General features: G+C 73.1%; 21 protein-coding genes and 1 pseudogene. 14 read left to right on the forward strand and 8 right to left on the reverse strand.

Going from position 1 to position 24114, the window contains the following annotated elements:
- Positions 1-70: 70 nt before the first annotated feature.
- Entirely contained in the window at positions 71-1594 is a 1524-nt protein-coding gene (locus PYR72_RS37815) for a DUF4331 domain-containing protein (protein WP_275459477.1), read from the reverse strand.
- 265 nt (positions 1595-1859) lie between these two features.
- Between PYR72_RS37815 and PYR72_RS37820 the strand changes: the two genes are divergently transcribed.
- The 3 genes from PYR72_RS37820 (at position 1860) to PYR72_RS37830 (ending at position 3679) form a co-directional block, all read left to right on the forward strand.
- Positions 1860-2402: a sigma-70 family RNA polymerase sigma factor gene (locus PYR72_RS37820; protein WP_013004778.1), complete on the forward strand. Its 543-nt coding sequence runs from the start codon at positions 1860-1862 to the stop codon at positions 2400-2402.
- Between the two features lie 82 nt (positions 2403-2484).
- Positions 2485-3297 carry an anti-sigma factor gene (locus PYR72_RS37825; RefSeq protein WP_275459478.1) on the forward strand — a complete coding sequence of 271 codons (813 nt, stop codon included), beginning with the start codon at positions 2485-2487 and terminating at the stop codon, positions 3295-3297.
- Positions 3298-3412: 115 nt separating this feature from the next.
- Positions 3413-3679: a hypothetical protein gene (locus PYR72_RS37830; protein WP_059082105.1), complete on the forward strand. Its 267-nt coding sequence runs from the start codon at positions 3413-3415 to the stop codon at positions 3677-3679.
- Between the two features lie 14 nt (positions 3680-3693).
- Here the strand turns inward: PYR72_RS37830 and PYR72_RS37835 are convergent.
- From PYR72_RS37835 to PYR72_RS37845, 3 genes and pseudogenes are all read right to left on the reverse strand, one after another.
- Positions 3694-4614: pseudogene (locus PYR72_RS37835) on the reverse strand (CoA transferase).
- Between the two features lie 83 nt (positions 4615-4697).
- Positions 4698-5486 (reverse strand): ABC transporter permease, encoded by a 789-nt coding sequence (locus PYR72_RS37840; protein WP_275459479.1) that lies wholly within the window; start codon positions 5484-5486, stop codon positions 4698-4700.
- On the reverse strand, positions 5483-6451 hold the full coding sequence (locus PYR72_RS37845) for an ATP-binding cassette domain-containing protein (protein ID WP_275459480.1): 969 nt from the start codon (positions 6449-6451) through the stop codon (positions 5483-5485). The genes PYR72_RS37840 and PYR72_RS37845 overlap by 4 nt, the downstream gene beginning before the upstream one ends.
- Before the next feature lie 63 nt (positions 6452-6514).
- On the opposite strand from PYR72_RS37845, the gene PYR72_RS37850 reads away from it, so the two are divergent.
- Positions 6515-7255 (forward strand): TetR/AcrR family transcriptional regulator, encoded by a 741-nt coding sequence (locus tag PYR72_RS37850; RefSeq protein WP_275459481.1) that lies wholly within the window; start codon positions 6515-6517, stop codon positions 7253-7255.
- Here the strand turns inward: PYR72_RS37850 and PYR72_RS37855 are convergent.
- Genes PYR72_RS37855 through hmgA form a run of 3 tightly spaced genes read right to left on the reverse strand, consistent with a single transcriptional unit; the run spans position 7242 to position 10560 of the window.
- The gene (locus tag PYR72_RS37855) at positions 7242-8435 is read right to left on the reverse strand and encodes a type ISP restriction/modification enzyme (RefSeq protein ID WP_275459482.1); all 1194 of its coding nucleotides are present in this window, start codon (positions 8433-8435) and stop codon (positions 7242-7244) included. The genes PYR72_RS37850 and PYR72_RS37855 overlap by 14 nt on opposite strands.
- 21 nt (positions 8436-8456) lie before the next feature.
- A complete protein-coding gene (locus PYR72_RS37860; protein ID WP_275459483.1) occupies positions 8457-9206 on the reverse strand; it encodes a GntR family transcriptional regulator in 750 nt (249 codons plus the stop codon).
- Positions 9207-9234: 28 nt separating this feature from the next.
- On the reverse strand, positions 9235-10560 hold the full coding sequence (gene hmgA, locus PYR72_RS37865; RefSeq protein WP_275459484.1) for a homogentisate 1,2-dioxygenase: 1326 nt from the start codon (positions 10558-10560) through the stop codon (positions 9235-9237).
- Between the two features lie 285 nt (positions 10561-10845).
- Between hmgA and PYR72_RS37870 the strand changes: the two genes are divergently transcribed.
- From PYR72_RS37870 to PYR72_RS37915, 10 genes are all read left to right on the forward strand, one after another.
- Entirely contained in the window at positions 10846-11463 is a 618-nt protein-coding gene (locus PYR72_RS37870; RefSeq protein ID WP_275459485.1) for a TetR/AcrR family transcriptional regulator, read from the forward strand.
- 242 nt (positions 11464-11705) lie between these two features.
- Complete coding sequence (locus tag PYR72_RS37875; RefSeq protein ID WP_275459486.1) at positions 11706-13973, forward strand: molybdopterin oxidoreductase family protein; 2268 nt, start codon at positions 11706-11708, stop codon at positions 13971-13973.
- Positions 13974-14094: 121 nt separating this feature from the next.
- Positions 14095-15558 (forward strand): citrate:proton symporter, encoded by a 1464-nt coding sequence (locus PYR72_RS37880; protein ID WP_275459487.1) that lies wholly within the window; start codon positions 14095-14097, stop codon positions 15556-15558.
- A 79-nt stretch (positions 15559-15637) separates the two neighbouring features.
- Positions 15638-16912 (forward strand): MFS transporter, encoded by a 1275-nt coding sequence (locus PYR72_RS37885; RefSeq protein WP_275459488.1) that lies wholly within the window; start codon positions 15638-15640, stop codon positions 16910-16912.
- A 100-nt stretch (positions 16913-17012) separates the two neighbouring features.
- A complete protein-coding gene (locus tag PYR72_RS37890) occupies positions 17013-17690 on the forward strand; it encodes a hypothetical protein (RefSeq protein ID WP_275459489.1) in 678 nt (225 codons plus the stop codon).
- A gap of 58 nt (positions 17691-17748) precedes the next feature.
- The gene (locus PYR72_RS37895) at positions 17749-18561 is read left to right on the forward strand and encodes a class F sortase (RefSeq protein WP_275459490.1); all 813 of its coding nucleotides are present in this window, start codon (positions 17749-17751) and stop codon (positions 18559-18561) included.
- Between the two features lie 126 nt (positions 18562-18687).
- A complete protein-coding gene (locus tag PYR72_RS37900) occupies positions 18688-18954 on the forward strand; it encodes a hypothetical protein (RefSeq protein ID WP_343245552.1) in 267 nt (88 codons plus the stop codon).
- 91 nt (positions 18955-19045) lie between these two features.
- Positions 19046-20434 (forward strand): aldehyde dehydrogenase family protein, encoded by a 1389-nt coding sequence (locus tag PYR72_RS37905; protein WP_275459491.1) that lies wholly within the window; start codon positions 19046-19048, stop codon positions 20432-20434.
- A 115-nt stretch (positions 20435-20549) separates the two neighbouring features.
- Positions 20550-21635, forward strand: coding sequence for a Zn-dependent alcohol dehydrogenase (locus tag PYR72_RS37910; RefSeq protein ID WP_275459492.1), 1086 nt, complete (start codon positions 20550-20552; stop codon positions 21633-21635).
- 155 nt (positions 21636-21790) lie between these two features.
- Positions 21791-23131: an MFS transporter gene (locus PYR72_RS37915; protein WP_275459493.1), complete on the forward strand. Its 1341-nt coding sequence runs from the start codon at positions 21791-21793 to the stop codon at positions 23129-23131.
- Between the two features lie 2 nt (positions 23132-23133).
- Here the strand turns inward: PYR72_RS37915 and PYR72_RS37920 are convergent, their stop codons facing one another.
- On the reverse strand, positions 23134-24105 hold the full coding sequence (locus PYR72_RS37920; protein ID WP_275459494.1) for a DMT family transporter: 972 nt from the start codon (positions 24103-24105) through the stop codon (positions 23134-23136).
- Between the last annotated feature and the right edge of the window lie 9 nt (positions 24106-24114).

The following is a 24114-nucleotide window of genomic DNA, read 5'->3' on the forward strand; positions in this document are numbered from 1 at the left end:
GGATGGATACGGGCGGGCCGCGCCGGCCTCGATGACCGGGCCCCCTGGGGGAGGGCCCGGCCGGAGCGGCCTAGTAGTAGGCGCGGTCGTTCCGACGGCGCCACCACAGCAGGCCACCGCCGATGAGCAGGACACCGGCCGCGCCGGCGCCGGCCGAGGCGGCGATCAGCGTGGTGTCGTCGCTGCCGCTCTCGACACCGGTGCCGATCGCGCTGCGGACGCTGTTGGTGGTGTTGCCCTTGACGGTCTTGCCACGCGAACCGGCCGTCGGCAGACCGACGTACGGGAAGGAGTGGCCGAACTTCTTGTCGTTCTTGTTCACCGCGTCACCCAGGTCGTTGGGCGCGTCGACCAGCTCGCCCTCGACGACCTGCAGCGCGATGTCGATCACGTCGTCGGTGAGCCGGCGTCCGTTCGGGAAGCCCTGGTTGTCACCGTCCAGCACACCGAGCCGCTTCGGCTTCGCGGTGGGCTTGATGGACGTGTTGAGGCGCAGCTGCTCCGACGGGGTCACGCGCGGCGGCTGGTTGAGGCCCTCGACACCCTTGAGGAACACGTCGACGAGGTCGTTGCGCGGCTCCTTCGGGGCCGGGATCTTGTAGATCGCCTCGATGAGCTTGGGCAGCTCCGGCTCGGTGACGTTCTTCAGGAACTGGGCGTCGTCCGCCGGCGAGGACGCGTTGAACTTGTCCTTGTCGCCGATGGGGTTGACGACCTCGTTCACCAGCGGCATGCCGAGGCGCGAGACCTGGCGGTACTGGCCGTCGGCGCCCACCCGCTGGGTCGTCGACCAGATACCGACGATCGGCTGGTTCTTGTGCTGCACGAGCGCGGCGCTCGGGACCTGCAGGGCGATCGAGTTGACGTTGTAGCCCTTGAGGGTGTCCCGCCCGACCTCGGAGAGGTCGCCGCCGTACAGCAGGTCGAAGACGCGCAGGTCCAGGAAGAACGGGTCGTCGGCCTGGCCGGCGTACGTCGTCACCCCGCTCGCCGTCTTGTAGACCGCCTCGTCGCGCAGCTTCTTGTAGTTCGGCATCGACGCCTTGCCGACGTTCGACGGCGCCACCCACACGTCGTCCGCGAGCTTCGTCTTGGAGACCACGCGGCGGTTCTTCAGCTTGAAGAGATCGATGTCGTAGGTCTGCGTGATGTTGAGGTCCGGGTCGTCGAGGCTCTCCACGACGCCCGTGTTGTACAGGAAGGTCTTGTCGTTCTTCGTCTTCGTGTCGAACGTGTACCGGAAGATCAGGTCTTCCCGCGCGTCGCCGTCCTGGTCGACGCGGATGTCGTACTGCGCGTCCTCGGAGAAGGTGAAGAAGTTCGGGCCGCCCGCGGGCTCCTCGAAGGGGATCCAGTTCGCGATGACCGTCGTCGTGTCCGGCTTGTCGGGGCTGACGAAGGCGTAGACGTCGGTGTTGTCGAACTGGGGCTGCCCCGAGATCAGCGGTGCCTCGCGGTGGCTGGATGCGGAGGCGGCCCCCGGCTCCAGCACGGTCACGCCGGCGGCTGCGAGCCCTCCGGCGGCCAGCGAAGCACAGATGAGGGACGCGATGCTCCGCCGTCCCGAGCCGCTCCTGGAAGTAGGTGTCGTCATGCCGTCCGTCCTCTGTCCCAACTTGCCTGACGAACGCCATTCGGAGCGGTCGGCAGGGTGGATTGGTCGAATCCCAAACGTTCTTACGGAGCGTTTGAAAGGTTGTCTCAGCGGAGAGCACGATTCGTTGATCCGAAGTTCGGATCGGTCGACGGGAGACCCGCGTTTTGGGCAGCCTGATCCGTAACCCCATCCGGAGGTGGGTCGGTTGCGAATGCCTTACGCGCGGGGATGGCCGTGCTCGGCCGGAGACGAGGGGGAGCGTGTGGAGGCGGACAGGCTTCTGGTCCGGGTGGCCGGGGGCGACCAACGGGCGTTCGAGGACTTGTACGCAGTGGTGTCCGGTCCGGTCTTCGGACTGGTCCGCCGGGTCGTGCGCGACCCCGCGCAGTCGGAGGAGGTGGCTCAGGAGGTGCTGCTCGAACTCTGGCGTTCCGCGGGCCGCTTCGACCCGGCCCGGGGCAGCGCCCTGTCCTGGATACTCACCCTCGCGCACCGGCGCGCGGTGGACCGGGTGCGCAGCGCCCGTGCCGCCACCGAGCGCGAGCAGCGCGAGGGACGGCGCAACCACCACCCCGCCTTCGACCAGGTCGCCGAGGAGGTCGAGGCCGGCCTCGAACGCCAGTGGGTGCGCCACTGCCTGGACAAACTGACCACCCTCCAGCGCGAGTCCGTCACCCTCGCCTACTACGACGGCTACACCTACCGTGAAGTGGCCGAGCGGCTCTCCTGCCCCCTCGGCACGGTCAAGACCCGTATGCGCGACGGACTCACTCGGCTGCGCGAATGCCTGGGAGGAGTCGCATGAGCGCCCTGATCCACCGCGCGGGACCCGGAGGTCCGCGCGCCCGCGCGGCCCGCCGGATACGCGCGCCGAGGGGAGGGGCGGCATGAGCCTCTTCCGCCGCGAGGACCTCCACTCGCTCGCCGCTCCCTACGCGCTCGACGCCCTGGACCCCGACGAGCGGCGCCGCTTCGAGCGGCACCTGGAGGGCTGCGACCGCTGCCCCGCCGAGGTGCGCGTCCTGTCCGAGGACGCCGTCCGCCTCGCCTGGTCGACGGCCGCCCCGGCGCCGGCGGCGATGCGCGACCGGGTCTTCGCCGCCGTACGCAACACCCCCCAGGAGAACCGGTCCTGGAGCGCGCAGCCCTCGCGGCAGCAGCATCTGCCGCGCCATGTGTGGGGCACCGAGCCGCCGCCGAAGTCGCGCGCCCGTGCGCCCCGTCTGCGCTCTTGGCTCGTTCCGCTGGCCACCGTCACGGCCGCCGCCGCGCTCGTGGTGGCCTCCCTGTTCGCCGTCCAGGCCGACCGCACCCGGGACGAGCTGGCCTCCGAGCGGACGCGGGCCAGTGAGATCGCCCACGTTCTCGCCGCGCCGGACGTCCGGGCGAGCAGCGACCGGGACGCGGAGGGGCATGCGATCGGAGTGATCGCTTCCGCGGAGGAGGGGAGCGCGGTCGTGACCCTCAGCGGATTCGAGAACCTCCCGAAGAACCGGGTGCACCAGCTCTGGCTCATGCGCCCCGACGTGCAACCACGCTCCCTGGGTCTCTTCGTCGGCGACACGCCCTTGGTCGCGGACGGAATGAACGCCGATGCGACGTCACTCGCCGTGACCGTCGAGCCCGACGGCGGGTCAGTGCAGCCCACCGGCCAGCCGGTTGTCCAACTCGCCCTGGAATCGGTCGGATTCGGAGAGTAGTCAACAACCCCCTTACGGGGTAGAGGAATAGCGGGGCCGTGATTCCCGAGTGCTCCAACGGGGCGATATGGTTACGCTGCCCGGGCCGGGTGGACTCGTACGGGTGGGGAGTGACATGGAACAGATAGCAGTGCGTAGGGCGCGAGTCCCTGCGATCACGTGCGGGAGCACCGCGACCAGTTCGCGGCTCGACCGCCATCTCTCGGTGCTGAGCGGCCCCGCCGTGCCGCAGCGCGAGGCGGCCGAGGCGACCTCGCTGATGCGTGAGATAACGTCACGTTCCCCGCAGGAACGCAGCAGCCGCAAGGACACACGCGTCGGCCGCGTCTCGCTGTTCGCTCCGCTGAAGAGGCTGCGCCGCTCGCTGTTCGGCAGCCGCTAGCCCCTGCTCGCACCTCAAGGGCCTTTTCCGCAGAGGCCCGCGTTCAGGCGACCACACCGTCCCGGCGCAACGCTGCGATCCCTTCGTCCGTCATCCCCGCGGCACGGAGCAGCGAACCGGTGTGCTCCCCGAGCGCGGGCACCGCTCTCCTCCGTGCCCCGTCCCCGCTGCGGATGCTCCGCCACCTCCGTGACGTCCCTCGGCCGCGCACAGGCGATCCCCGCCGCCTGCAGCCGCTCCAGGGCCGTGTCGGTGTCCAGCGCCCCGAGCGCCGCCGTGGCCGGCTCGTCCGTACGCTCCCTGCGCGCGACCCGCGCCGGATTCGTCGCGAACGCCGAATCGTCCGTCAACTCCGGCCGCCCCAGCACCTGTTCGACGAGCCGCCGCCACTCCCGGTCGTTCTGCACGGACAGCAGCACCCGCCCGCCGTCCGCCGTCGGATAGGCGTCGTACGGCGCGATCACCGCGTGCCCGAGCCCCGTGCGCGCGGGCGCGGTCCCGCCGTGCGGGGTGTGGTGCAGCGGGTGCCCCATCCTCCTCCACTGCCTCAAGGGCGTGGGGGGACCCTCACGGCCGGCGCCTCCAGCATCGACACCTCCACCGGCCCGCCCCGCCCGGTCGTCCCCCGCCGGACGCGTGCCGGCCGGCACCCCCGAGAACGCGTACATCCCGGCGGCGATGTCCGCCGCCGGGGTGCCCGCCTACACCGGCTGCTCCGGTGTCCCCGTCACCGACACCAGCCCGGCCTCGCACCGCACGAGCATGTCGTACGCCCGCTTGCCCGCGTACGGTCCCGACGCCCCGTACCCCGAGACGTCCACCGCGATCAGCCGGGGATGAGCCGCGCCCGGCGTGGCCGCGTCCAGACCGGGCCGGGCGGCGGTGTCGCAGCCGCGGGGGAAGTCGCCCCCGTCCACCCGCTCGACCTTGATCACCCGCGCCCCCGGGGCGGCGAGCTGCCGGGTGGCCGTGGATCATGTCCCCGCGGGGACGCCGTTGTCATCGGGCGTGCCGCGTCTCACGTGCCCCGGGGCCCGGCCGCGTAGGTGCGGACCGCGAGCGGCACGAACACCGCGAGCAGGACGCCGCACCACAGCAGCGACCCGGCGACGGGGTGGGCGACCGGCCAGGCGGCGCCCTCGGGGACGGGCGCGTTGCCGAAGAGGTCGCGCAGGGCCGTGGCGACCGCGCTGATCGGGTTCCACTCGGCGGCCGTCCGCAGGGGGCCCGGCAGACCCTCGGCCGGGATGTACGCGGTGGACAGCAGCGGCAGCAGGAACGTCGCCCCGCCCAGCTGCCCGGCGGCCTCCTCGTTACGGGTCAGCAGGCCCAGGAAGATGCCCGTCCACACGGCGGCGAACCGGAACAGCAGCACCAGCCCGAACGCCCCCACCGCCGCGAGCGCGCCCCCCTCCACCCGCCAGCCCACCGCGAGCCCGACCAGCAGGAACAGCACCGACCCGGCGGCCGTGACGAGCACGTCGGCCAGCGCCTGCCCGAGCGGCACGGCGGCCCGGCTCATCGGCAGGGAGCGGAAGCGGTCCATCACGCCCCGGTGGGTGTCCCGGGCGGCCTCGAACATGCCGGTCATGATCCCGCCGGAGGCCGTCGCCACCAGCAGGCCGGGCACCAGGAACCGCCGGTACTCCTCGCCCGGCACCGCGAGCGCGCTGCCGAAGACGTAGCCGAAGAACAGCAGCATCGACACGGGCATGGTCTGCGTGAGGATCAGCAGCCCCGGGTTGTTCCGCAGCCGCCGCAGCTGCCGGCCCAGCATCGCCGTGCCGTCGTACGCCAACGCGTTCACGCGGCACGCTCCTTGAGGTCGGCGGGGCTCCCGGCCGGGCCCTGCGTGAGGCGCAGGAACACGTCGTCGAGGGTCGGCGGGCGCAGGCTGACATCCAGCAACGGCACGCCCGCCGCGTCGAGTTCGCGCACCAGCCGGGGGAGCGTCAGCGTCGGGTCGAGGGTGACCACGCCGACCGCGTGCCGCTCCTCGTCGAACGACGGGCACGCGCCGGTGAGTTGGTCGAGGACGGCCGCCGCCTGGGTCATCGCGCCCGGGTGGGCGACGACGGCCTCCGCGTACGAGCCGACGAGCGCCTTGAGCTCGGGCGGTGAGCCGCTGTGCGCGATGCGGCCCCGGTCCATCAGCACGATCCGGTCGGCCAGTCGGTCGGCCTCCTCCAGGTACTGCGTGGTGAGCAGCACGGTCGTCCCCTCCTCCCGCAGGTCGCGCACGGCGTCCCGGATCCGGTTGCGGCTGACCGGGTCCAGGCCGGTGGTGGGCTCGTCCAGGAAGAGCACCGCCGGACGCCGGATCAGGCTGGCCGCCAGATCGAGCCGGCGGCGCATACCGCCCGAGTAGGTGGAGACCGGACGGTCGGCGGCCTCGGTCAGGCCGAAGCGGTCGAGGAGGTCGCCCGCGCGGCCCGCCGTGTCGCGGACGCGGTGCAGCCGTGCGAACAGCCGCAGGTTCTGCCGCCCGGTCAGATCGCCGTCCACCGACGCGTACTGCCCCGTCACCCCGATCGCCCGCCGGACCGCGCCCGGCTCCCGCACCAGGTCGTGACCCGCGATCCGCGCCGAGCCCGCGTCCGGCCGCAGCAGCGTCGTCAGCAGCCGTACGGCCGTCGTCTTGCCCGCCCCGTTCGGGCCGAGCATCCCGACCACGGTGCCCGCCGCCACGGCCAGATCGAGGCCGCGCACGGCACGGACGTCTCCGAAACGCTTCTCCAGACCTTCACTAAGTACAGCGTACGTAGTTGTCATGGGGTGACCATAGCGCACTACGTGCGCCGTACGTAACTAGGATGGTGACCGAGGTGATGATCGATGGCTGGCCGAGCGGACGAACCCGCGGTGATCTGGGCGCGCCCCGAGCGCACCGGCCGGGGCCCCAGACCCGCGTTCACGCGGGCGGACATCGCGGCGGCCGCGGTCCGGCTCGCCGACGAGGGCGGTCTCGACGCGGTGTCCATGCGCCACGTCGCGGCCGAACTGGGCTGCGGCACGATGTCGCTGTACAACTACGTCCCCCGCAAGGAGGACCTGTACGAGCTGATGGTCGACGCGGTCGGCGGCGAGCACGAATTGTGGGAGCCCGGCGAGGACTGGCGGGCCGAGATGCGGCGGGTGGCGTACCAGACCCGCGATCTGCTGCGCCGGCACCCGTGGATGCCCCGGCTGATGTCGCCGGTCTACGGGTTCAGCCCCCAGGCGATGCGGTACCTGGAGCACTGCCTCGCCTGCATGGACCCGCTCGACGCGCCCTACGGGACGAAGATGCAGCTCCTGGGCATGCTGAACGGCTGCGTGACGACGTATGTGGCGAACGAGCTGGCGACGGCCGAGCGGGTGCGGTCGCTGCCGTGGTCGGAGGACCGGGAGAACGAGATCCGGATCGCGTACCTCGGGGCGCAGATCGCGAGCGGCGCCTACCCCCGGCTGGCCGCCGCGTTCACGGAGGACCCGGGGCCGATCGATCTGGAGGCCGTGTTCGCGTGGATGGTGGGGAGGGTCCTGGATTCGTTCGCGCCCGAGGACCGGCCGCAGGGCGGCCCTACAGCAGCGTGAACTGGCCCTCCGGGCCCTCCTCCTGGTGGTCCAGGACCGAGGCGGGCCTGCGGGCCGGCTCCGGGACCGGGAGCACGCCCGCCTCGCGCAGGTCCGCAGCTGTGATCGGCCGGCCGGCCGTCAACTCCTCCGGCGCGGGGCACACTTCCGTCAGCAGCGCCAGCACCGTGATCAGCTCCAGCAGCTCCGACGTCCAGGTCTGCGGCCAGGTCGTCGGGCGGATCGCCTCCAGTGTGCCCGGCTCCCCCTGTTCCGTTCTGCGGGCCAGCCACTCCTCCAGCACCCGCACACCGCCGACGTGGAGGTCCCAGGCGTCGGAGGGGACGGGGGAGATGCGGCCCTCGTCGACGAAGAGGGTCTCCTCCTCGCGGTCGTAGCGGATCTCCACGGGCCGGGCGGGCAGCGGCGCGCGCACATACGGGCGGCGGCCGCCCGGAAGCTTGGGACGGTCGCCGTCGCGGCGCATCAGCCACAGGGCCCGCCGGCCCAGCTCCACGCCGCGGGACCAGACCTCCGGCTCGGCGGGCAGCGGCACCCCGAGGCCGCGCGGCCCGGAGCGCGCGGCGACCAGGATCCAGGCGAGCACGTCCACGGGGTCGAGGGGGCCGGCGCCCAGCCGCCCGCCGAGGTACTCCGGCAGGCCCGGCGCGAGGTTCGGCTCGACGGCCCCCGGGCGGCGGTACAGCGGGCGGACACGGCCGGCGCGCGGGCCGTGCGGCGGGGCGAGCGGCAGGACGCCCGACGCGAGGAGCACGGGGCCGGACGTGTCCGGGGCGGCCGTCTGCTCGACGACGAAGACCTGCCGTTCGTCCGCCACCCGCCACAGTTCGGGCCGGGCGGCGTCGATCAGCCGGTGGTCGGGGATGAGCCACTGCTCGTCGAACGGGGCGGCGAGGACCCGGACCGGCTCGGCGCAGGGCCCCGACTCGCGGGCCAGCCGGCCGGTGCCGCCGGACCGGCCCGGCAGCTGGGCCACGGCCGTGGCCGGGGTACGGGAACGGGTGGGGGCGAACAGGGCCTCGCGGTCCGGGCCCTCCGCCTTCATCAGCGCGTCCCAGCGGACCTTCAGGGAGGCCGCGTCCGGGGCCGCCGGCCACCCCCGGCCCAGCCGTGGCGGTGCGACCGACCACGGCATGAGGTCCGCGAGGAGCGGGGTGTCGTCGAGCGTCACGGGGGGCATCGTACGACCTGGTCCTCCGGGTCAGTGGGCGTCGAGGGTGACCGTGAACGAGAAGCGGTCGCCGCGGTAGTGGATGACCGCCACGTCGAGGACGCGGCCGGATTCGTCGTAGGTGACACCCGTGTAGTGGAGGATCGGGCTGAGCAGCGGGACCTGGAGGAGGCGGGCCGTCTCCGGGTCGGCGATGCGCGCCTCGACGGTGTCGGTGATCCGGCCGATGGCCACGCCCACGGCATCGCGCAGGACCTTCGTCATCGGCCAGCGGAGCAGGTCGTCGCGGTCGATACGGGCGGCCAGTTCGGGGCGGACGTAGTTGCGGGCGTGGTTGGTGGGCTCACCGGTCTTCTCGTCGCCGCGCAGCCGGTGGTACGTGGCGACCTCGGTCAAGTCCGGAAAGTACTCGGCGAGTTCACCCGACAGAGGGGTGCTGCCGTGGTCCAGCAGCTCGGTCGTCATGCCCGACTGCTGGGCCACGATCGCGTCCACCGAACCGAGCAGGCGCACCGGCGAGCCCCGCCGGGCGCTCGGCTCGATGAACGTACCGCGCCGGCGGTGCCGGGTGATCAGCCCCTCGTCCTCCAGCTCCTTCAGCGCCTGCCGCATGGTCAGCACGCTCACCCCGTAGTGCCCGGCCAGCTGCTCCTCGGTGGGCAGCCGCAGGGGGTCCCGGGGCGACCGGCCGAGTATCGAGGCACGCAGGGACTGCGACACCTGATACCAGAGCGGCAGTTTGCGGTTCAGGACGATCGAGTCCGGAGCGAATGAGGTCACGACGCTATCCGTACCCGGCGCGACACGTTCAGTGCAACGGGCCGAAGTGGCGCTGGAGCCCGGACCACACGTCGTCGTACCCCTGCTGCAGGTGCTCCGCGCGGGCCGCCTGCCCGGTCAGCAGGATCGGCCAGCGCGTCTCGAACATGAAGGCGAGGCCGTCGTCGACCCGCTGCGGCTCCAGCGCCGCCGCGCTCGCCCGGTCGAAGGTCTCCCGGTCCGGTCCGTGCGCCGACATCATGCTGTGCAGCGAGCCGCCCCCGGGCACGAAACCCCCTTCCCCGGCCGTCTTCGCGTCGTACGCGCCCTCGATCAGGCCCATGTACTCGCTCATCACGTTCCGGTGGAAGTACGGCGGACGGAACGTGTCCTCGCCGACCAGCCAGCGCGGCGCGAACACGACGAAGTCCACCCCGGCCAGCCCGGGGGTGTCGCTCGGCGACGTCAGCACCGTGAAGATCGACGGGTCCGGGTGGTCGTAGGAGATCGTCCCGATGACGTTGAAACGGCGCAGGTCGTAGACGTACGGCGTGTAGTTGCCGTGCCAGGCGACCACGTCGAGGGGGGAGTGGTCGTAGGTGGCCGTCCAGAGGTTGCCGCAGTACTTGTTCACCACCTCCACCGGACCCTCGGTGTCCTCGTACGCGGCCACCGGCGCCCGGAAGTCGCGGGCGTTCGCCAGGCCGTTGGCGCCGATCGGGCCGAGGTCGGGGAGGCGGAAGGCGGCGCCGTGGTTCTCGCAGACGTAGCCGCGGGCGGTGGCGTCGAGGAGTTCGACGCGGAAGCGGACGCCCCGTGGGATCAGGGCGATCTCGCCGGGCTCGGCGTGCAGCAGACCGAACTCGGTGCGCAGGAGGAGGCCGCCGTGTTCCGGGACGATCAGCAGCTCGCCGTCGGCGTCGCTGAAGACCCGCTCCATCGAGGAGGTGGCGTGGTACAGGTGCACGGCCATGCCGGAGCGCTGGGCCGCGTCGCCGTTGCCGCCGAGGGTCCACAGGCCGGCGAGGAAGTCCGTGCCGGCCGGGGGCTCCGGGAGGGGGTTCCAGCGCAGCCGGTTGGGGTCGGGGACGGTCTCGGTGAAGGGGGCCGTGCGCAGGGCGCCGTTGTCCGCGCGGGTGAAGGCGGGGTGGGCGGCCGAGGGGCGGATGCGGTAGAGCCAGGAGCGGCGGTTGTGGGCCCGCGGCTCGGTGAACGCGGTGCCGCTGAGCTGCTCGGCGTAGAGCCCGAGCGGGGCGCGCTGGGGGGAGTTGCGGCCGTGCGGCAGGGCGCCGGGGACCGCCTCCGAGGCGTGCTCGTTGCCGAATCCGGTGAGGTACTCCAGCCCCTCGGCCGTCTTCCTCGCGTCCCCGCTCATGCCCGCTCCCTCACCGTTCTCGATTCCTATGCTTCACCGTAGGATTCCGTCGGGGCGGGCGCAAGGGGGCGTCCCGGGGTGCGGCCGGGTGCACCGGATGTATCGGGTGCGGGGAGAGAACCGGATCGCCGGGGGATCCGTCCTGTCAGTGCGGTGCTCTAGTCTCCCGGCAGGCCACGGACGCGCGGACGTCCGAGGCCGGTCGTGCGCCACGGCTGAGCGGGAGCGGTGGTACCGGCCGTACTGATATTCGGACAGTTCATCGGACCTCGGCGGAAAGGCATCATGAAGCCCGTGTCCCAGGCGACCTCCCTGCGCCGCGCACCCGTGCAGCGGCGCAGTGCCGAACGACTGACCAGGATCCTCGACGCCTGTGCCGACCTCCTCGACGAGGTGGGCTACGACGCGTTGAGCACCCGTGCCGTGGCCCTGCGCGCGGGTGTGCCCATCGGCTCCGTCTACCGCTTCTTCGGCAACAAGCGCGCGATGGCCGACGCGCTCGCCGAACGCAACCTGGACCGCTTCACCGACCGGGTCACCCACCGCCTCCGGGAGACGGGCGGCCGGGACTGGCGCACCGCGATGGACGCCGTCCTCGACGAGTACCTCGACATGAAGCGCAACGCCCCCGGCTTCGCCCTCATCGACTTCGGCAACCAGATCCCGGTCGGCGGCAGCCGGCAGCAGCCCAACCACCTCGTCGCCGACCGGCTGTCCGACCTGCTCTCCGCCTTCATCGACCGCACCCCCGACGACGACCTCCGCCGCACGTTCCTCATCGCCGTCGAGACCGCCGACACCCTCGTCCACCTGGCCTTCCGGGTGGCCCCGGAGGGCGATCCGCGGATCATCGAGGAGATGCGGGAACTGCTGCGGGCGTATCTCGCGCGCGTGCTGGACTGACCGGCCCCGCGCGCGGGCCGCTCCAGCCGCCGGCGTGCGCCTGCGCACGCCGGACGGCCGCCCGGCCGACGGCCCGCAGGGCCCCGCCCCCGGGCCGGCGGTCTCGCGGATTCCCGGCGAGACCCCGGGCCCCCTCCCCTCGGTGCATACCGGTCGGTATGCTCGGCCTCGGTGCCGCGGGCCTCACCGCCCGTCGCGCCTGTCCGAGCGTCACCGTCGCCGCCGCCCCTTCGGGAGGACCCGTGTCCACCACCGCCGACTCCCGCACCGCCCTGCGCGTCTGCCCGCTCTGCGAGGCGACCTGCGGCCTCGTCCTCACCGTCGAGGGCACCCGGGTGACCAAGGCCCGCGGTGACCGGGACGACGTGTTCAGCAAGGGGTTCATCTGCCCGAAGGGCGCCTCGTTCGGGGCGGCCGACGCGGACCCCGACCGGCTGCGCACCCCGCTGGTCCGCGTGGACGGCGAACTGCGGGAGGCCACCTGGCAGGAGGCGTTCGACGCCGTCGCGGCCGGACTCCGGCCCGTCGTCGAGGCCCACGGCCCCGACGCCGTCGGTATCGTCCTCGGCAACCCGAACGTCCATACGATGGCCGGCGCCCTCTACCCGCCCGCCCTCATCGCCGGCCTCGGCACCCGCAGCCTGTTCAGCGCCTCCACCGTCGACCAGATGCCCAAGCACGTCTCCAGCGGACTGCTCTACGGCGACGCCAACGCCATCCCCGTGCCCGACCTCGACCGCACCGACCACCTGCTCCTCCTCGGCGCCAACCCCCTGGAGTCCAACGGCAGTCTGTGCACCGCCCCCGACTTCCCCGGCAAGCTCAAGGCCCTCAGGGCACGCGGCGGCACCCTCACCGTCGTCGACCCGCGCACGACCCGTACGGCCAAGCTCGCCGACCGGCACGTGGCGATCCGCCCCGGCACGGACGCGCTGCTGCTCGCGGCGATGGCGCAGGTCCTCTTCGAGGAGGGCCTCGTCGACCTCGGCGACCTCGCCCCGCTGGTGCAGGGAACCGAGGAACTGGCCGCCGCCGTAGGGGAGTTCACGCCCGAGGCCGTCGCGGAGGCGTGTGACGTCGACGCCGGGACCATCCGCGCGCTCGCCCGCGAACTGGCCGCCGCGCCCACCGCCGCCGTATACGGCCGCATCGGCAGCTGCACCGTCCCGCACGGCACCCTCGCCAGCTGGCTCGTGGACGTGCTCAACATCCTCACCGGCAACCTCGACCGGCCCGGCGGCGCCCTCTTCCCGCGGTCCGCGACCGACAAGCCGGCCCGGCCCGCCGGACCCGGCCGCGGCTTCGCGCTGGGCCGCTGGCGCAGCCGGGTCGGCGGCCACCCGGAGGCGAAGGGCGAACTGCCGCTGTCCGCGCTCGCCGAGGAGATCGACACCGCCACCCCCGAGGGCAGCCCGGTCCGCGCCCTGATCACGATCGCGGCCAACCCCGTGCTCTCGGCACCCGACGGCGACCGCCTCGACAAGGCGCTCGACTCCCTGGACTTCATGGTCAGCGTCGACCCCTACCTCGGCGAGACCGCCCGCCACGCCGACGTCGTCCTGCCGCCGCCCCCGCCCTCGCAGGCCCCGCACTACGACTTCGCCTTCAACTCCTTCGCCGTGCGCAACCAGGTCCGCTACAACCGCGCTGCCGTCCCCCTGGAGGACGGCCGCATGGCCGAGACGGAGATCCTCGCCCGTCTCGTCCTCGCCGCCACCGGCCTGCACGGCGCCGACCCCTCCGCCGTGGACGACCTGGTCATCGGCCAGACCCTGGGCAAGGTCGTCAAGGAGGCCCACTCACCCGTCCACGGCCGCGACCCGAAGGAACTCGCCGGCCTGCTCACCGGCGACAGCGGCCCCGAGCGCCGCCTCGACATGATGCTGCGCCTCGGCCCGTACGGCGACGGCTTCGGCGCGGAGCCGGACGGGCTGACGCTGGACAGGCTCCTCGCCCACCCGCACGGCATCGACCTCGGCCCGCTGCGGCCGCGCCTGCCGCAGCCGCTGAAGACGGTCAGCGGCCGTATCGAACTGCTGCCCGCGCCGATCGTCGACGATCTGCCGAGGCTCCGCACGGCCCTGCGCGAGCGCCCCGACGGCCTGGTCCTCATCGGCCGGCGGCACCTTCGCTCCAACAACAGCTGGCTGCACAACATCCCCGCCCTCACCGGCGGCACCAACCGCTGCACCCTGCACATCCACCCGGACGACGCCGGCCGCCTCGGGCTCGCCGACGGCGACCCCGTACGGATCAAGGGCGCCGGGGGAGAGGTCACCGCACCCGTCGAGGTCACCGACGTCGTACGGCGCGGAGTCGTGAGCCTGCCGCACGGCTGGGGACACGACCGTCCGGGCACCCGGATGCGGCACGCCGCGATCGACCCCGGTGTGAACGTGAACCAGCTCCTCGACGGGTCACTGCTGGACCCCCTGTCGGGCAACGCGGTCCTCAACGGGGTCCCCGTGGAGCTGGCCCCTGTCACCGCCCGAGCAGGCGCAACGCTGTGACCAGGAGTTCTGCTCTTATTGCTCGCATGTCAACTCCTTGTTAAGACTTGTGGAGCCGCCCTAACGTCGACGCACCGCCGGTGCCCTGGTGGGAGTTCAAGGGCGAACGTTAGGTATCCACATGCTGACCATCCTCGGCTTCGCCATGATCGCGACCTTCCTGGTCCTGATCATGATGAAGAAGATGTCGCCGATCGCGGCACTCGTACTGATCCCCGCGCTCTTCTGCGTGTTCGTCGGAAAGGGAGCCCATCTCGGCGACTACGTCATCGAGGGGGTGGGCAACCTCGCGCCCACCGCCGCGATGCTGATGTTCGCCATCGTCTACTTCGGCCTGATGATCGACGTCGGTCTCTTCGACCCGATCGTCCGGGGCATCCTGAAGTTCTGCAAGGCCGACCCGCTGCGCATCGTCGTCGGCACGGCCCTGCTCGCCGCCATCGTCTCCCTGGACGGCGACGGCTCGACGACCTTCATGATCACCGTCTCGGCGATGTACCCGCTCTACAAGCGTCTGAAGATGAGCCTGGTCGTGATGACCGGTGTCGCCGCCACCGCCAACGGCGTGATGAACACACTGCCCTGGGGCGGTCCGACCGCCCGCGCGGCCACCGCGCTCAAGCTGGACGCCGCCGACATCTTCGTCCCGATGATCCCCGCGCTCCTCGTGGGCCTGCTCTTCGTCTTCGTCCTGGCCTACTTCCTGGGCCTGCGGGAGCGCAAGCGCCTCGGTGTGCTGAGCCTCGACGAGGTGCTGGAGCAGGAGAAGATCGTCAAGGACGAGGAGACCTCCGGCTCCGAGGAGACCGTGCTCGTCGGCGCCGGCGCCTCCGCCGAGGGATCCGGCTCCGGTGACGACAGGGCCCGTACGGCGAAGACCACCGGCGGCGCGGGCTCCGGCAGCGACGCCGACGAGGCCGACGACGACGTGGACGACGTCCGCCTCCAGGGCCTGGACCCCAACCGCCCGACGCTGCGCCCCAAGCTGTACTGGTTCAACGCGCTGCTCACGGTCGCGCTGCTCACCGCCATGATCATGGAGTGGCTGCCGATCCCGGTCCTCTTCCTGCTCGGCGCCGCGCTCGCCCTGACGGTCAACTTCCCCCACATCCCCGACCAGAAGGAACGGCTGGCCGCCCACGCCGACAACGTCCTGAACGTCTCCGGCATGGTCTTCGCCGCCGCCGTCTTCACCGGCGTCCTCCAGGGCACCGGCATGGTCGACTCGATGGCCGAGTGGATCGTCGACGGCATCCCCGGCGGCATGGGCCCGCACATGGCGCTCGTCACCGGCTTCCTCAGCCTGCCGCTCACCTACTTCATGTCCAACGACGGCTTCTACTTCGGTGTCCTCCCGGTCCTCGCCGAGGCGGGTGCCGCCCACGGCGTCTCGCCGCTGGAGATCGCCCGCGCCTCCCTCGTGGGCCAGCCGCTGCACATGTCCAGCCCGCTGGTGCCGGCCGTGTACGTGCTCGTCGGCATGGCGAAGGTCGAGTTCGGCGACCACACGAGGTTCGTGGTGAAGTGGGCGGCGGTGACCTCGCTCATCATCCTCGGCTCCGGTGTGCTGTTCGGCATCATCTGAACCCCGTCGGCCCGACTGCCCCCGTCCGGCGCGGACGCGCCGCGCACCGGAGGGCACGTCCCCCAGGAGGAACCGCATCGTGAGGCCCGGCAGGAACCGCGGCTGGCTGCTCCGTCTCGTCATCGCCTTCGGCTTCGCGCAGGGGGCGGTGTCGATGGCCCGGCCCGCCGTCTCCTACCGGGCCCTCGCGCTGGGCGCCGACGAGCGCGCCGTCGGTGTGATCGCGGGGGTCTATGCCCTGCTCCCGCTGTTCGCCGCGGTCCCGCTCGGCCGCCGGACCGACCACGGCCGGTGCGCGCCCCTGCTGCCGGTCGGCGTCGTGCTCATCGCCGGCGGCTGTGTGCTGAGCGGCCTGGCGAACTCGCTGCCGGCGATGGCCGTGTGGAGCGGGGTGATGGGCCTCGGCCACCTCTCCTTCGTGATCGGCGCGCAGTCGCTGGTGGCCCGCCAGTCCGCGCCGCACGAACACGACCGCAACTTCGGTCACTTCACCATCGGCGCGTCCCTCGGCCAACTGGTCGGCCCGATCGCCGCGGGCGCCCTGATCGGCGGCCCGGACATGGCCCGCACGAGTGCCCTGGCCCTGGTGGTCGCGGGCGCCGGGGCCGCGGTCGCGTTCACCTCGCTGTGGCGGATCGAGCGCCCGGTCGAGCCCGCGTCCCGAACGGGGCGGGGGGACCGGGTGCCCGTGCACCGCATCCTGCGCACCCGGGGCGTGCCGGGCGGCATCTTCATCAGCCTGGCCGTGCTGTCGGCGACCGACATCCTCACCGCGTATCTGCCGGTCGTCGGCGAGCACCGGGGCATCGCGCCCTCGGTGATCGGTGTCCTGCTCAGCCTGCGGGCGGCGGCGACCATCGCCTGCCGTCTGGTGATGACGCCGATGCTGCGCCTGCTCGGCCGGACCGCCCTGCTCACCGTCACCTGTGTGCTCGGGGCCGTGCTGTGCGCCGGGATCGCGCTGCCGGTGCCGGTGTGGGGACTGGCCCTGATCCTCGCCGCGCTCGGGTTCTGCCTCGGGGTCGGACAGCCGCTGTCCATGACGACGGTGGTGCAGGCCGCGCCGGCCGAGGCCCGCTCCACCGCCCTCGCGCTGCGGCTGACGGGGAACCGGCTCGGGCAGGCCGGGGCACCCGCCGCCGCGGGTCTGATCGCCGGTGTGGCCGGTGTGGCCGCGCCGTTCGTGATGCTCGGCGCGCTGCTGCTGGTGTCGGCGGGCATCGCCCTGCGTTCACCGGCCCAGCCGGGGCGGGGGAGCGGTGCGCCGGAGGCCGGGACCCGCGAGGGGAAGAGGAAAGGGGGCGGGAAGGCTGCCCGGTGCGGCGCCCGCCTGGGCCGGAAGGGGGACATCTGACGGGGCGTCGGGCGCGGCTCCTCCCGTGCCCGGTGGGATGTGACAGAGAGTCAGGCGAAAGAACGATTTGTGTGAAAATCGTCTGACTCGGAGGTTCTGCATGTCCACCTCGTCCCGCCCGCGCCCCGCCGGAGTGCGCGCGAGTGCCGCCACCGTCCTCGCGGCACTCACCGTCACGGGAGCCAGCCTGATCACGGCACCGGCCGCCGTCGCCGCCCCGGGCGACCCCGACGTCGTGATCCACAAGGTGGGCTTCCCGTTCGACAACCAGCGCAACCAGCCGCTGGTCTGCGACTTCTATCTCTCCGCCTTCAACTTCCCCGAGGACCCCAGGCCGACGCAGCGCATCAGCTGGACCGTCGACCGGCAGCCTCCCGCACAGCGCACCGACCCGGTCGCCACGGGCCAGATCGCCCTCGCGGCCGACGGCACCGGACACAGCACACCCGTGGCGCCCGAGAACGCCGCACGGGTCCCCAACGGGAACTACGTGCTGACCTGGAGAACGATGACCGGGCCGCTGGAGGAGGGGCGCAGGGACATCCACGTCGACTGCCCGCTCACCGGACCCGGAGCCGGCCGGCCCGGAGGCCCCGGGCCGGACCGTGTCGTGGAGGCGGGCGCCGTGCCCGAGGGTGCCGTCCCCGCGGGCGCCGGAGGGCTCGCCCTGACCCAGGACTTCGCGCCGGTCGCGGGCGCGGCCGCCGTGGGCCTCGCCGCGGCCGGCGGGGTGGCCTACCTGCGGCTGCGCCGTCGCCGCGCCGATGGCGCCGCGTAGACGCCGGCCGAGGCCCTGGTACCGGACGCGCGCCTACCGCCTGGCACGGACGGTCGTGATGACCGCGGCGCTGGTGGTGGGCGGCGTCCACCTGGCGGAGCACCGGGAGCGGGCGACGGCCGCGGAGGCCCCCTCCGCCCCGCCCGGCTCCGGGGCGCGCGCCGCGGGGGCGCCCGGCGGCCGGCCGTCCCCGTACGTCACGCCCCCGCCCTCGGGTGAGCCCGCACGCACCCCGCCGTCCGACGCGCCCCCGGCCACGGCACCCGGCCCGGACACCGGGCCGAGCGGGCGCACGCCCCCGCCCGGGCGGGCGAGCCGGGCTCCCGCCGAGGGGGAACGGCCCCTCCCCGGCACCGGACGGGCCACGCCGAAGCGGTCCGCCCGCCCCCGTACGCTGCCGCCCTCCCCGGCGAGGACCCTGGCCATCCGCTACCTCGGCATCGAGGCACCGGTGACCGGGCTCCGGCTGGACAGCCGGCGGCGGCTGCCCGCACCGCCGGACGACAAGCCCACGCTGGTCGGCTGGTACACGCAGGGGCCTGCCCCCGGCGGGCCCGGCACGGCGGTCGTCGTCGGCCACCGGGACACCCGGACCGGTCCCGCCGTCTTCGCCGCGCTGGACATGATCAAGCCGGGCCGGATCGTGGAGGTCCTGCGGGCCGACGGCCGCACCGCCGTCTACACCGTGGACGCCGTGCGGACGTACGAGAAGAGCCGCTTCCCCGACAAGAAGGTGTACGGGCACCGCGGCCGGCCCGAGCTGCGTCTGATCACCTGCGGCGGCACCTACGACCGGCGCAAGGGGTACGCGAGCAACGTCGTCGTCTTCGCCCACCTCACCGCGACGCGGGAGCCCGCGCGCAGGCCGTGAACCCGGCGGCGCGGGACATGCGCGCGTACGCCCCCGGTGAACCCCGGGGGCGTACGGGCGCACACACGGCCCGGCACCGGCGCGGCCGACCGATCCGGAACCGGCGGCACCGCTAGAGCTGAACGCATGACCCAGCACTCCAGCCCCACCCGTCCCCGCGTCCCCCTCGGGCTCGCCGCCTGTCTGCTGGCCGTCGGCGCCCCGGCCGCGTACGCCGCCCTCGCCGAGGACGCCCCCGCCGGTCCCGTGGTCGCCCCGGCGCGCGGGACACCGTACATCCAGACACGGCTGTTCTTCGGCACCGAGCGCCCGGGCGGCGCTCCGGCCGTCACCGCGGAGCCGTTCCCGGCGTTCGTCGACCGCGAGGGCACCCCCGGGTTCCTCGATCTCTGAGTCCTGCCTCACGGCCCGAGGCTCTGGTGCCGGAAAACTATCAGGGCTAGTTTTTGGGGCGGACGACCATGCCCGCTCGGAAGGCAGCGCGATGAAAGCACACGACGGTATGTACATCGACGGCGCCTGGCGGCCCGCCGCCGGGACCGGCACGATCGAGGTCGTGAACCCGGCCGACGAGCAGGTGATCGACCGGGTGCCGGCGGGCACCGCCGAGGACGTCGACGCCGCCGTACGCGCCGCGCGCGCCGCCCTGCCCGGCTGGGCGGCGACCCCGCCCGCCGCACGGGGCGCGCTCATCGGCGCACTGCGCGACGTGCTCGCCGCGCGCCGGCAGGAGATCGCCGAGACGGTGACGGCCGAGCTGGGCGCCCCGCTGACGTTCTCCCAGCGGGTGCACGCGGACCTGCCGGTCGCGGTCGCCGGCTCGTACGCCGAACTGGCCGCCGGGCACGTCTTCGAGGAGCGGATCGGCAACTCGACCGTCCACCACGAGCCCATCGGCGTCGTCGGCGCGATCACCCCCTGGAACTACCCCCTCCACCAGATCGTGGCCAAGGTCGCCCCGGCCCTCGCCGCCGGCTGCACGGTCGTGCTGAAGCCCGCCGAGGACACCCCGCTCGTGGCGCAGCTCTTCGCCGAGGCCGTCCACGAGGCGGGCATACCCGCCGGGGTGTTCAACCTGGTCACCGGCCTGGGCCCGGTCGCCGGGCAGGCACTCGCCGAGCACGAGGGCGTCGACCTGGTCTCCTTCACCGGCTCCACGGCCGTGGGCCGGAGCATCGCCGCGACCGCCGGGGCCGCCGTCAAGAAGGTGGCGCTGGAGCTCGGCGGCAAGTCCGCCAACGTCATCCTCCCGAGCGCGGACCTGGGCCGGGCGGTCGCCACCGGTGTCGCCAACGTCATGTCCAACTCCGGTCAGACGTGCAGCGCCTGGACCCGCATGCTCGTCCACACCTCGCAGTACGACGAGGCCGTCGGGCTGGCCGCGGAGGCCGCCGCGAAGTACGGCGACCGCATCGGCCCGCTCGTCAGCGCCAGGCAGCGGGAGCGGGTGCGGGGCTACATCGAGAAGGGTGTCGCCGAGGGCGCCCGGCTGGTCGCGGGCGGCCCCGAGTCCCCGCGCGAGCGCGGCTGGTACGTCAGCCCCACCGTCCTCGCCGACGTGACGCCGGAGATGACCGTCGCCCAGGAGGAGATCTTCGGCCCGGTCCTGTCGATCCTGCGCTACGAGGACGAGGAGGAGGCCCTTCGGATCGCCAACGGCACGGTGTACGGGCTGGCCGGAGCGGTCTGGGCCGGTGACGACGGCGAGGCCGTGGCCTTCGCCCGCCGGATGGACACCGGCCAGGTCGACATCAACGGCGGGCGCTTCAACCCGCTGGCCCCGTTCGGCGGTTACAAGCAGTCGGGCGTGGGACGCGAACTCGGCGCCCACGGCCTGGCGGAGTACCTGCAGACCAAGTCCCTCCAGTTCTGACCCGATCAGTTCTGGCCTGATCGGTTCTGAGTCGATCGGTTCTGAGCCGATCGGTTCCGCGCGAACCGTCACCCCCGTGAACCGTCACCCCGCGAACGTAGGAGAGTCGTCCCTCATGGCCGTCCGAGCCGCCGTACTGCCCGCCGTCGGTGCCCCGTTGGAGATCACCGGGATCGAACTGCCGGACCCCGGGCCCGGCCGGGTCCGGGTGCGGCTCGCCGCCGCCGGGGTCTGCCACTCCGACCTGTCGCTCTCCGACGGCACCATGCGGGTGCCGGTGCCCGCCGTGCTCGGCCACGAGGGCGCGGGCACGGTCCTCGCGGTCGGCGACGGGGTCACCCATGTCGCGCCCGGCGACGGCGTGGTCCTCAACTGGGCGCCCTCCTGCGGGACATGCCACGCCTGCTCGCTCGGCGAGGTGTGGCTGTGCGCGAACGCGCTGCTCGGCACCGGAGAGGTGTACGCCCGCCGGGCCTCCGACGGCGCTGATCTGCACCCCGGTCTGAACGTGGCCGCCTTCGCGGAGGAGACGGTGGTCGCCGCCGGGTGTGTGCTGCCCGCCCCGGACGGCGTCCCGCTCACCGACGCGGCCCTGCTCGGCTGTGCCGTCCTCACCGGATACGGCGCCGTCCACCACGCGGCACGGGTCCGCGAGGGCGAGACCGTCGCCGTGTTCGGGGTGGGCGGTGTGGGACTGGCCGCCCTGCAGGCCGCGCGGATCGCGGGCGCGTCCCGGATCGTCGCCGTGGACGTCTCCCCGGCGAAGGAGGAGCTGGCCCGCGCCGCGGGAGCCACGGACTACGTGATCGCCTCCGAGGACACCGCCCGCGAGATCCGTGGCCTGACGGGCAAGCAGGGGGTCGACGTCGCCGTGGAGTGCGTCGGCCGCGCGGTCACCATCCGCACCGCCTGGGAGTCGACCCGGCGCGGCGGCCGCACCACGGTCGTCGGCATCGGCGGCAAGGACCAGCAGGTCACCTTCAACGCGCTGGAGATCTTCCACTGGGGCCGCACCCTCTCCGGCTGCGTCTACGGCAACTCCGACCCGGCCCGGGACCTCCCGGTCCTCGCGGAGCACATCAGGACCGGCCGCCTGGACCTGTCCGTCCTGGTGACCGACCGCATCGCCCTGGACGACATCCCGCTGGCCTTCGACAACATGCGGGCGGGCAAGGGCGGCCGGGCCCTGGTGACCTTCTGATCCGGCTGCGGGCGGGTGGGGGCCGCGCGGGCAACCCCCACTCACCCGCAGGCAGAAACCCCTCCCCGAACTGATACCCGCACGACCGTTGACCTCCATACCGTCCGGTCAGTACGTTCCCCGGAACGTCCCCGTCCCCACCGGAGTGTGCTCGTATGGACACCGCTCCCGTTTCCTCCCCCACCACCACGTCCCGCCCCCAGAGTCATCGCAGGGTCGCGACCGCCGCGGCACTCGCCTCGGCCGTCGAGTGGTACGACTACTTCGTCTTCGGCATAGCCGCCGCCCTCGTCCTGGGCGATCTCTACTTCCCGGCCGGCAGCTCCTCCGCGGGCGTGCTCGCCGCGTTCGCCGCGTTCGCCGTCGGCTTCCTCGCCCGCCCCCTCGGCGGCATCGTCGCCGGTCACCTCGGTGACAAACGCGGCCGCAAGCCCATGCTGGTGCTGGCCCTCACCCTGATGGGCCTGGCCACCACGGCCATCGGCCTCCTCCCCACGTACGAGACGATCGGGATCGCCGCTCCGGTCCTGCTCGTCCTCCTGCGGGTCGCCCAGGGCGTCGCCGTCGGCGCCCAGTGGGGCGGTGCGATGCTGCTGGCCACCGAGTACGCCCCCGAGGGCAAACGCGGGGTCTACGGCAGCTTCGTCCAACTCGGCGTCCCCATCGGTGTGGTGAGCGCCAACACGATGTTCCTCGTGGTGGGCGCGACCACCGACGACTCGGCGTTCACCGCCTGGGGCTGGCGCGTGCCCTTCCTGGTCGGCCTGTTCGTCCTCGGCCTCGCCTGGTACATCCACCGTCACGTGGAGGAGACCCCCGAGTTCCGGGCGGCGGAACGGAAGCTGGCGGAGCAGGAGAAGGGGGAGAAGAGTTCCCCGCTCCGGACGATCCTGCGCGGTCATCTCGGCACGGTCTTCCTGGCCGGCGGCTCCTTCGCCGTGAACACCGCGACGTTCTACATCCTCATCACCGGCGTCCTCGACTACACCACCCGCGAACTCGACATGAAACGCGGCGCGGTCCTCGCGGTGTCGCTCTGCGTCAGCCTCACCCAGCTGGTGCTGATCCCCGCCGCCGCGGCCCTGTCCGACCGGGTCGGCCGGATCCGGATCTACGCGTTCGGGGCGGCCGGCATCGCCCTGTGGGCCGTCCCGCTGTTCCTGCTCATCGACACCGGCTCGCTGCTGTGGCTCGCCGTCGGCACCTTCGTCGCCAGCTGCTTCCTCAGCATCATGTACGGCCCGCAGGCCGCCCTGTTCGCCGAGCTGTTCACCCCGGAGATGCGCTACACGGGCGCGTCCCTCGGCTACCAGATCGCCGCGGTCCTCGGCGGCGGCCTGGCCCCGTTCCTGATGGTCCTGCTCCTGGAGGCCACCGGCACGTCCATGGCGGTCTCCGCGTACATCATCGGGCTCTCGGTCGTCGCCCTCGTGTCGATCAAGATCCTCGCCGGGAGGGCGGATTCACGAGGGGAGGGCCGGGACGCGGGGTCCTAGCCTCACGCCGACGGCCCCGGCCGCGGCTCCGGAACGACGTCCGGGGCCGCGGCCCCGGCGTCCGGTGCCGCCCGCCGCGTACGCGCCCGGGACCGCGACACCGCCACCCCCGCCAGACACAGCGCGCCACCGGCGAGGGTGAGCGGTCCCGGCACCTCGCCCAGCGCCAGCCACGACATCAGCACGACCAGCGCGGGCACGGCGTACGTGGTCGCGCCCATCCGGCTCGCCGTCGTACGGGCCAGGGCGTACGCCCAGGTCGTGAAGGCCAGCGCGGTCGGGAACACGCCCAGGTACACCATGTTCAGGGTCGACGCGACGGGCGCCGCCGCGGCCTCGCGCACCAGCTGCCCGGCGAACGGCAGACACACCACGGCCCCCACGAGACAGCCGAAGGTGGTCACCTGGAGGGGACTCGCCGCGCCCAGCGCGGGCTTCTGCGCGACGACCCCGGCCGCGTAGGCGACGGCCGCGAGCAGGCACAGGACGACACCCAGGACGGAGGCGCCGCCCTCGCCGGACATCGACAGGCCCACGGCGACCGCCCCCGCGAACGACACCGCCATGCCGGCGAGCAGCCGGGGCGGCATCGGGTCGCCCAGCAGCCGGGCGCCGAGCAGCGCGATGAGAATCGGCCCGATGTTCACGACCAGCGCCGCCGTCCCCGCGTCGACCCGCTGCTCGCCCCAGTTCAGGGCGACCATGTAGAACCCGAACCACAGCACCCCGGACACGGCGATGCCCCGCCACGCACTCCGCGGCGGCAGCCCCTCCCCGCGCCACCACCAGATCGCCCCCAGCGCCACCACCCCGGCCAGCAGCCGTCCGAGCGCCAGCGCGCCGGGGGAGTACGCCTCCCCGGCGCTGCGGATGGACACGAAGGCCGAGGCCCACAGCACGACGGTGACGGCCGCCGCCCCCGCCGCGAGCAGTTCGACCTTGCGGGTGGGTGCGGGCCGGGAGGTGTTCGCCATGGGTCGAGG

Source organism: Streptomyces sp. VNUA24 (assembly GCF_029167005.1).
GTDB lineage: Bacteria > Actinomycetota > Actinomycetes > Streptomycetales > Streptomycetaceae > Streptomyces > Streptomyces scabiei.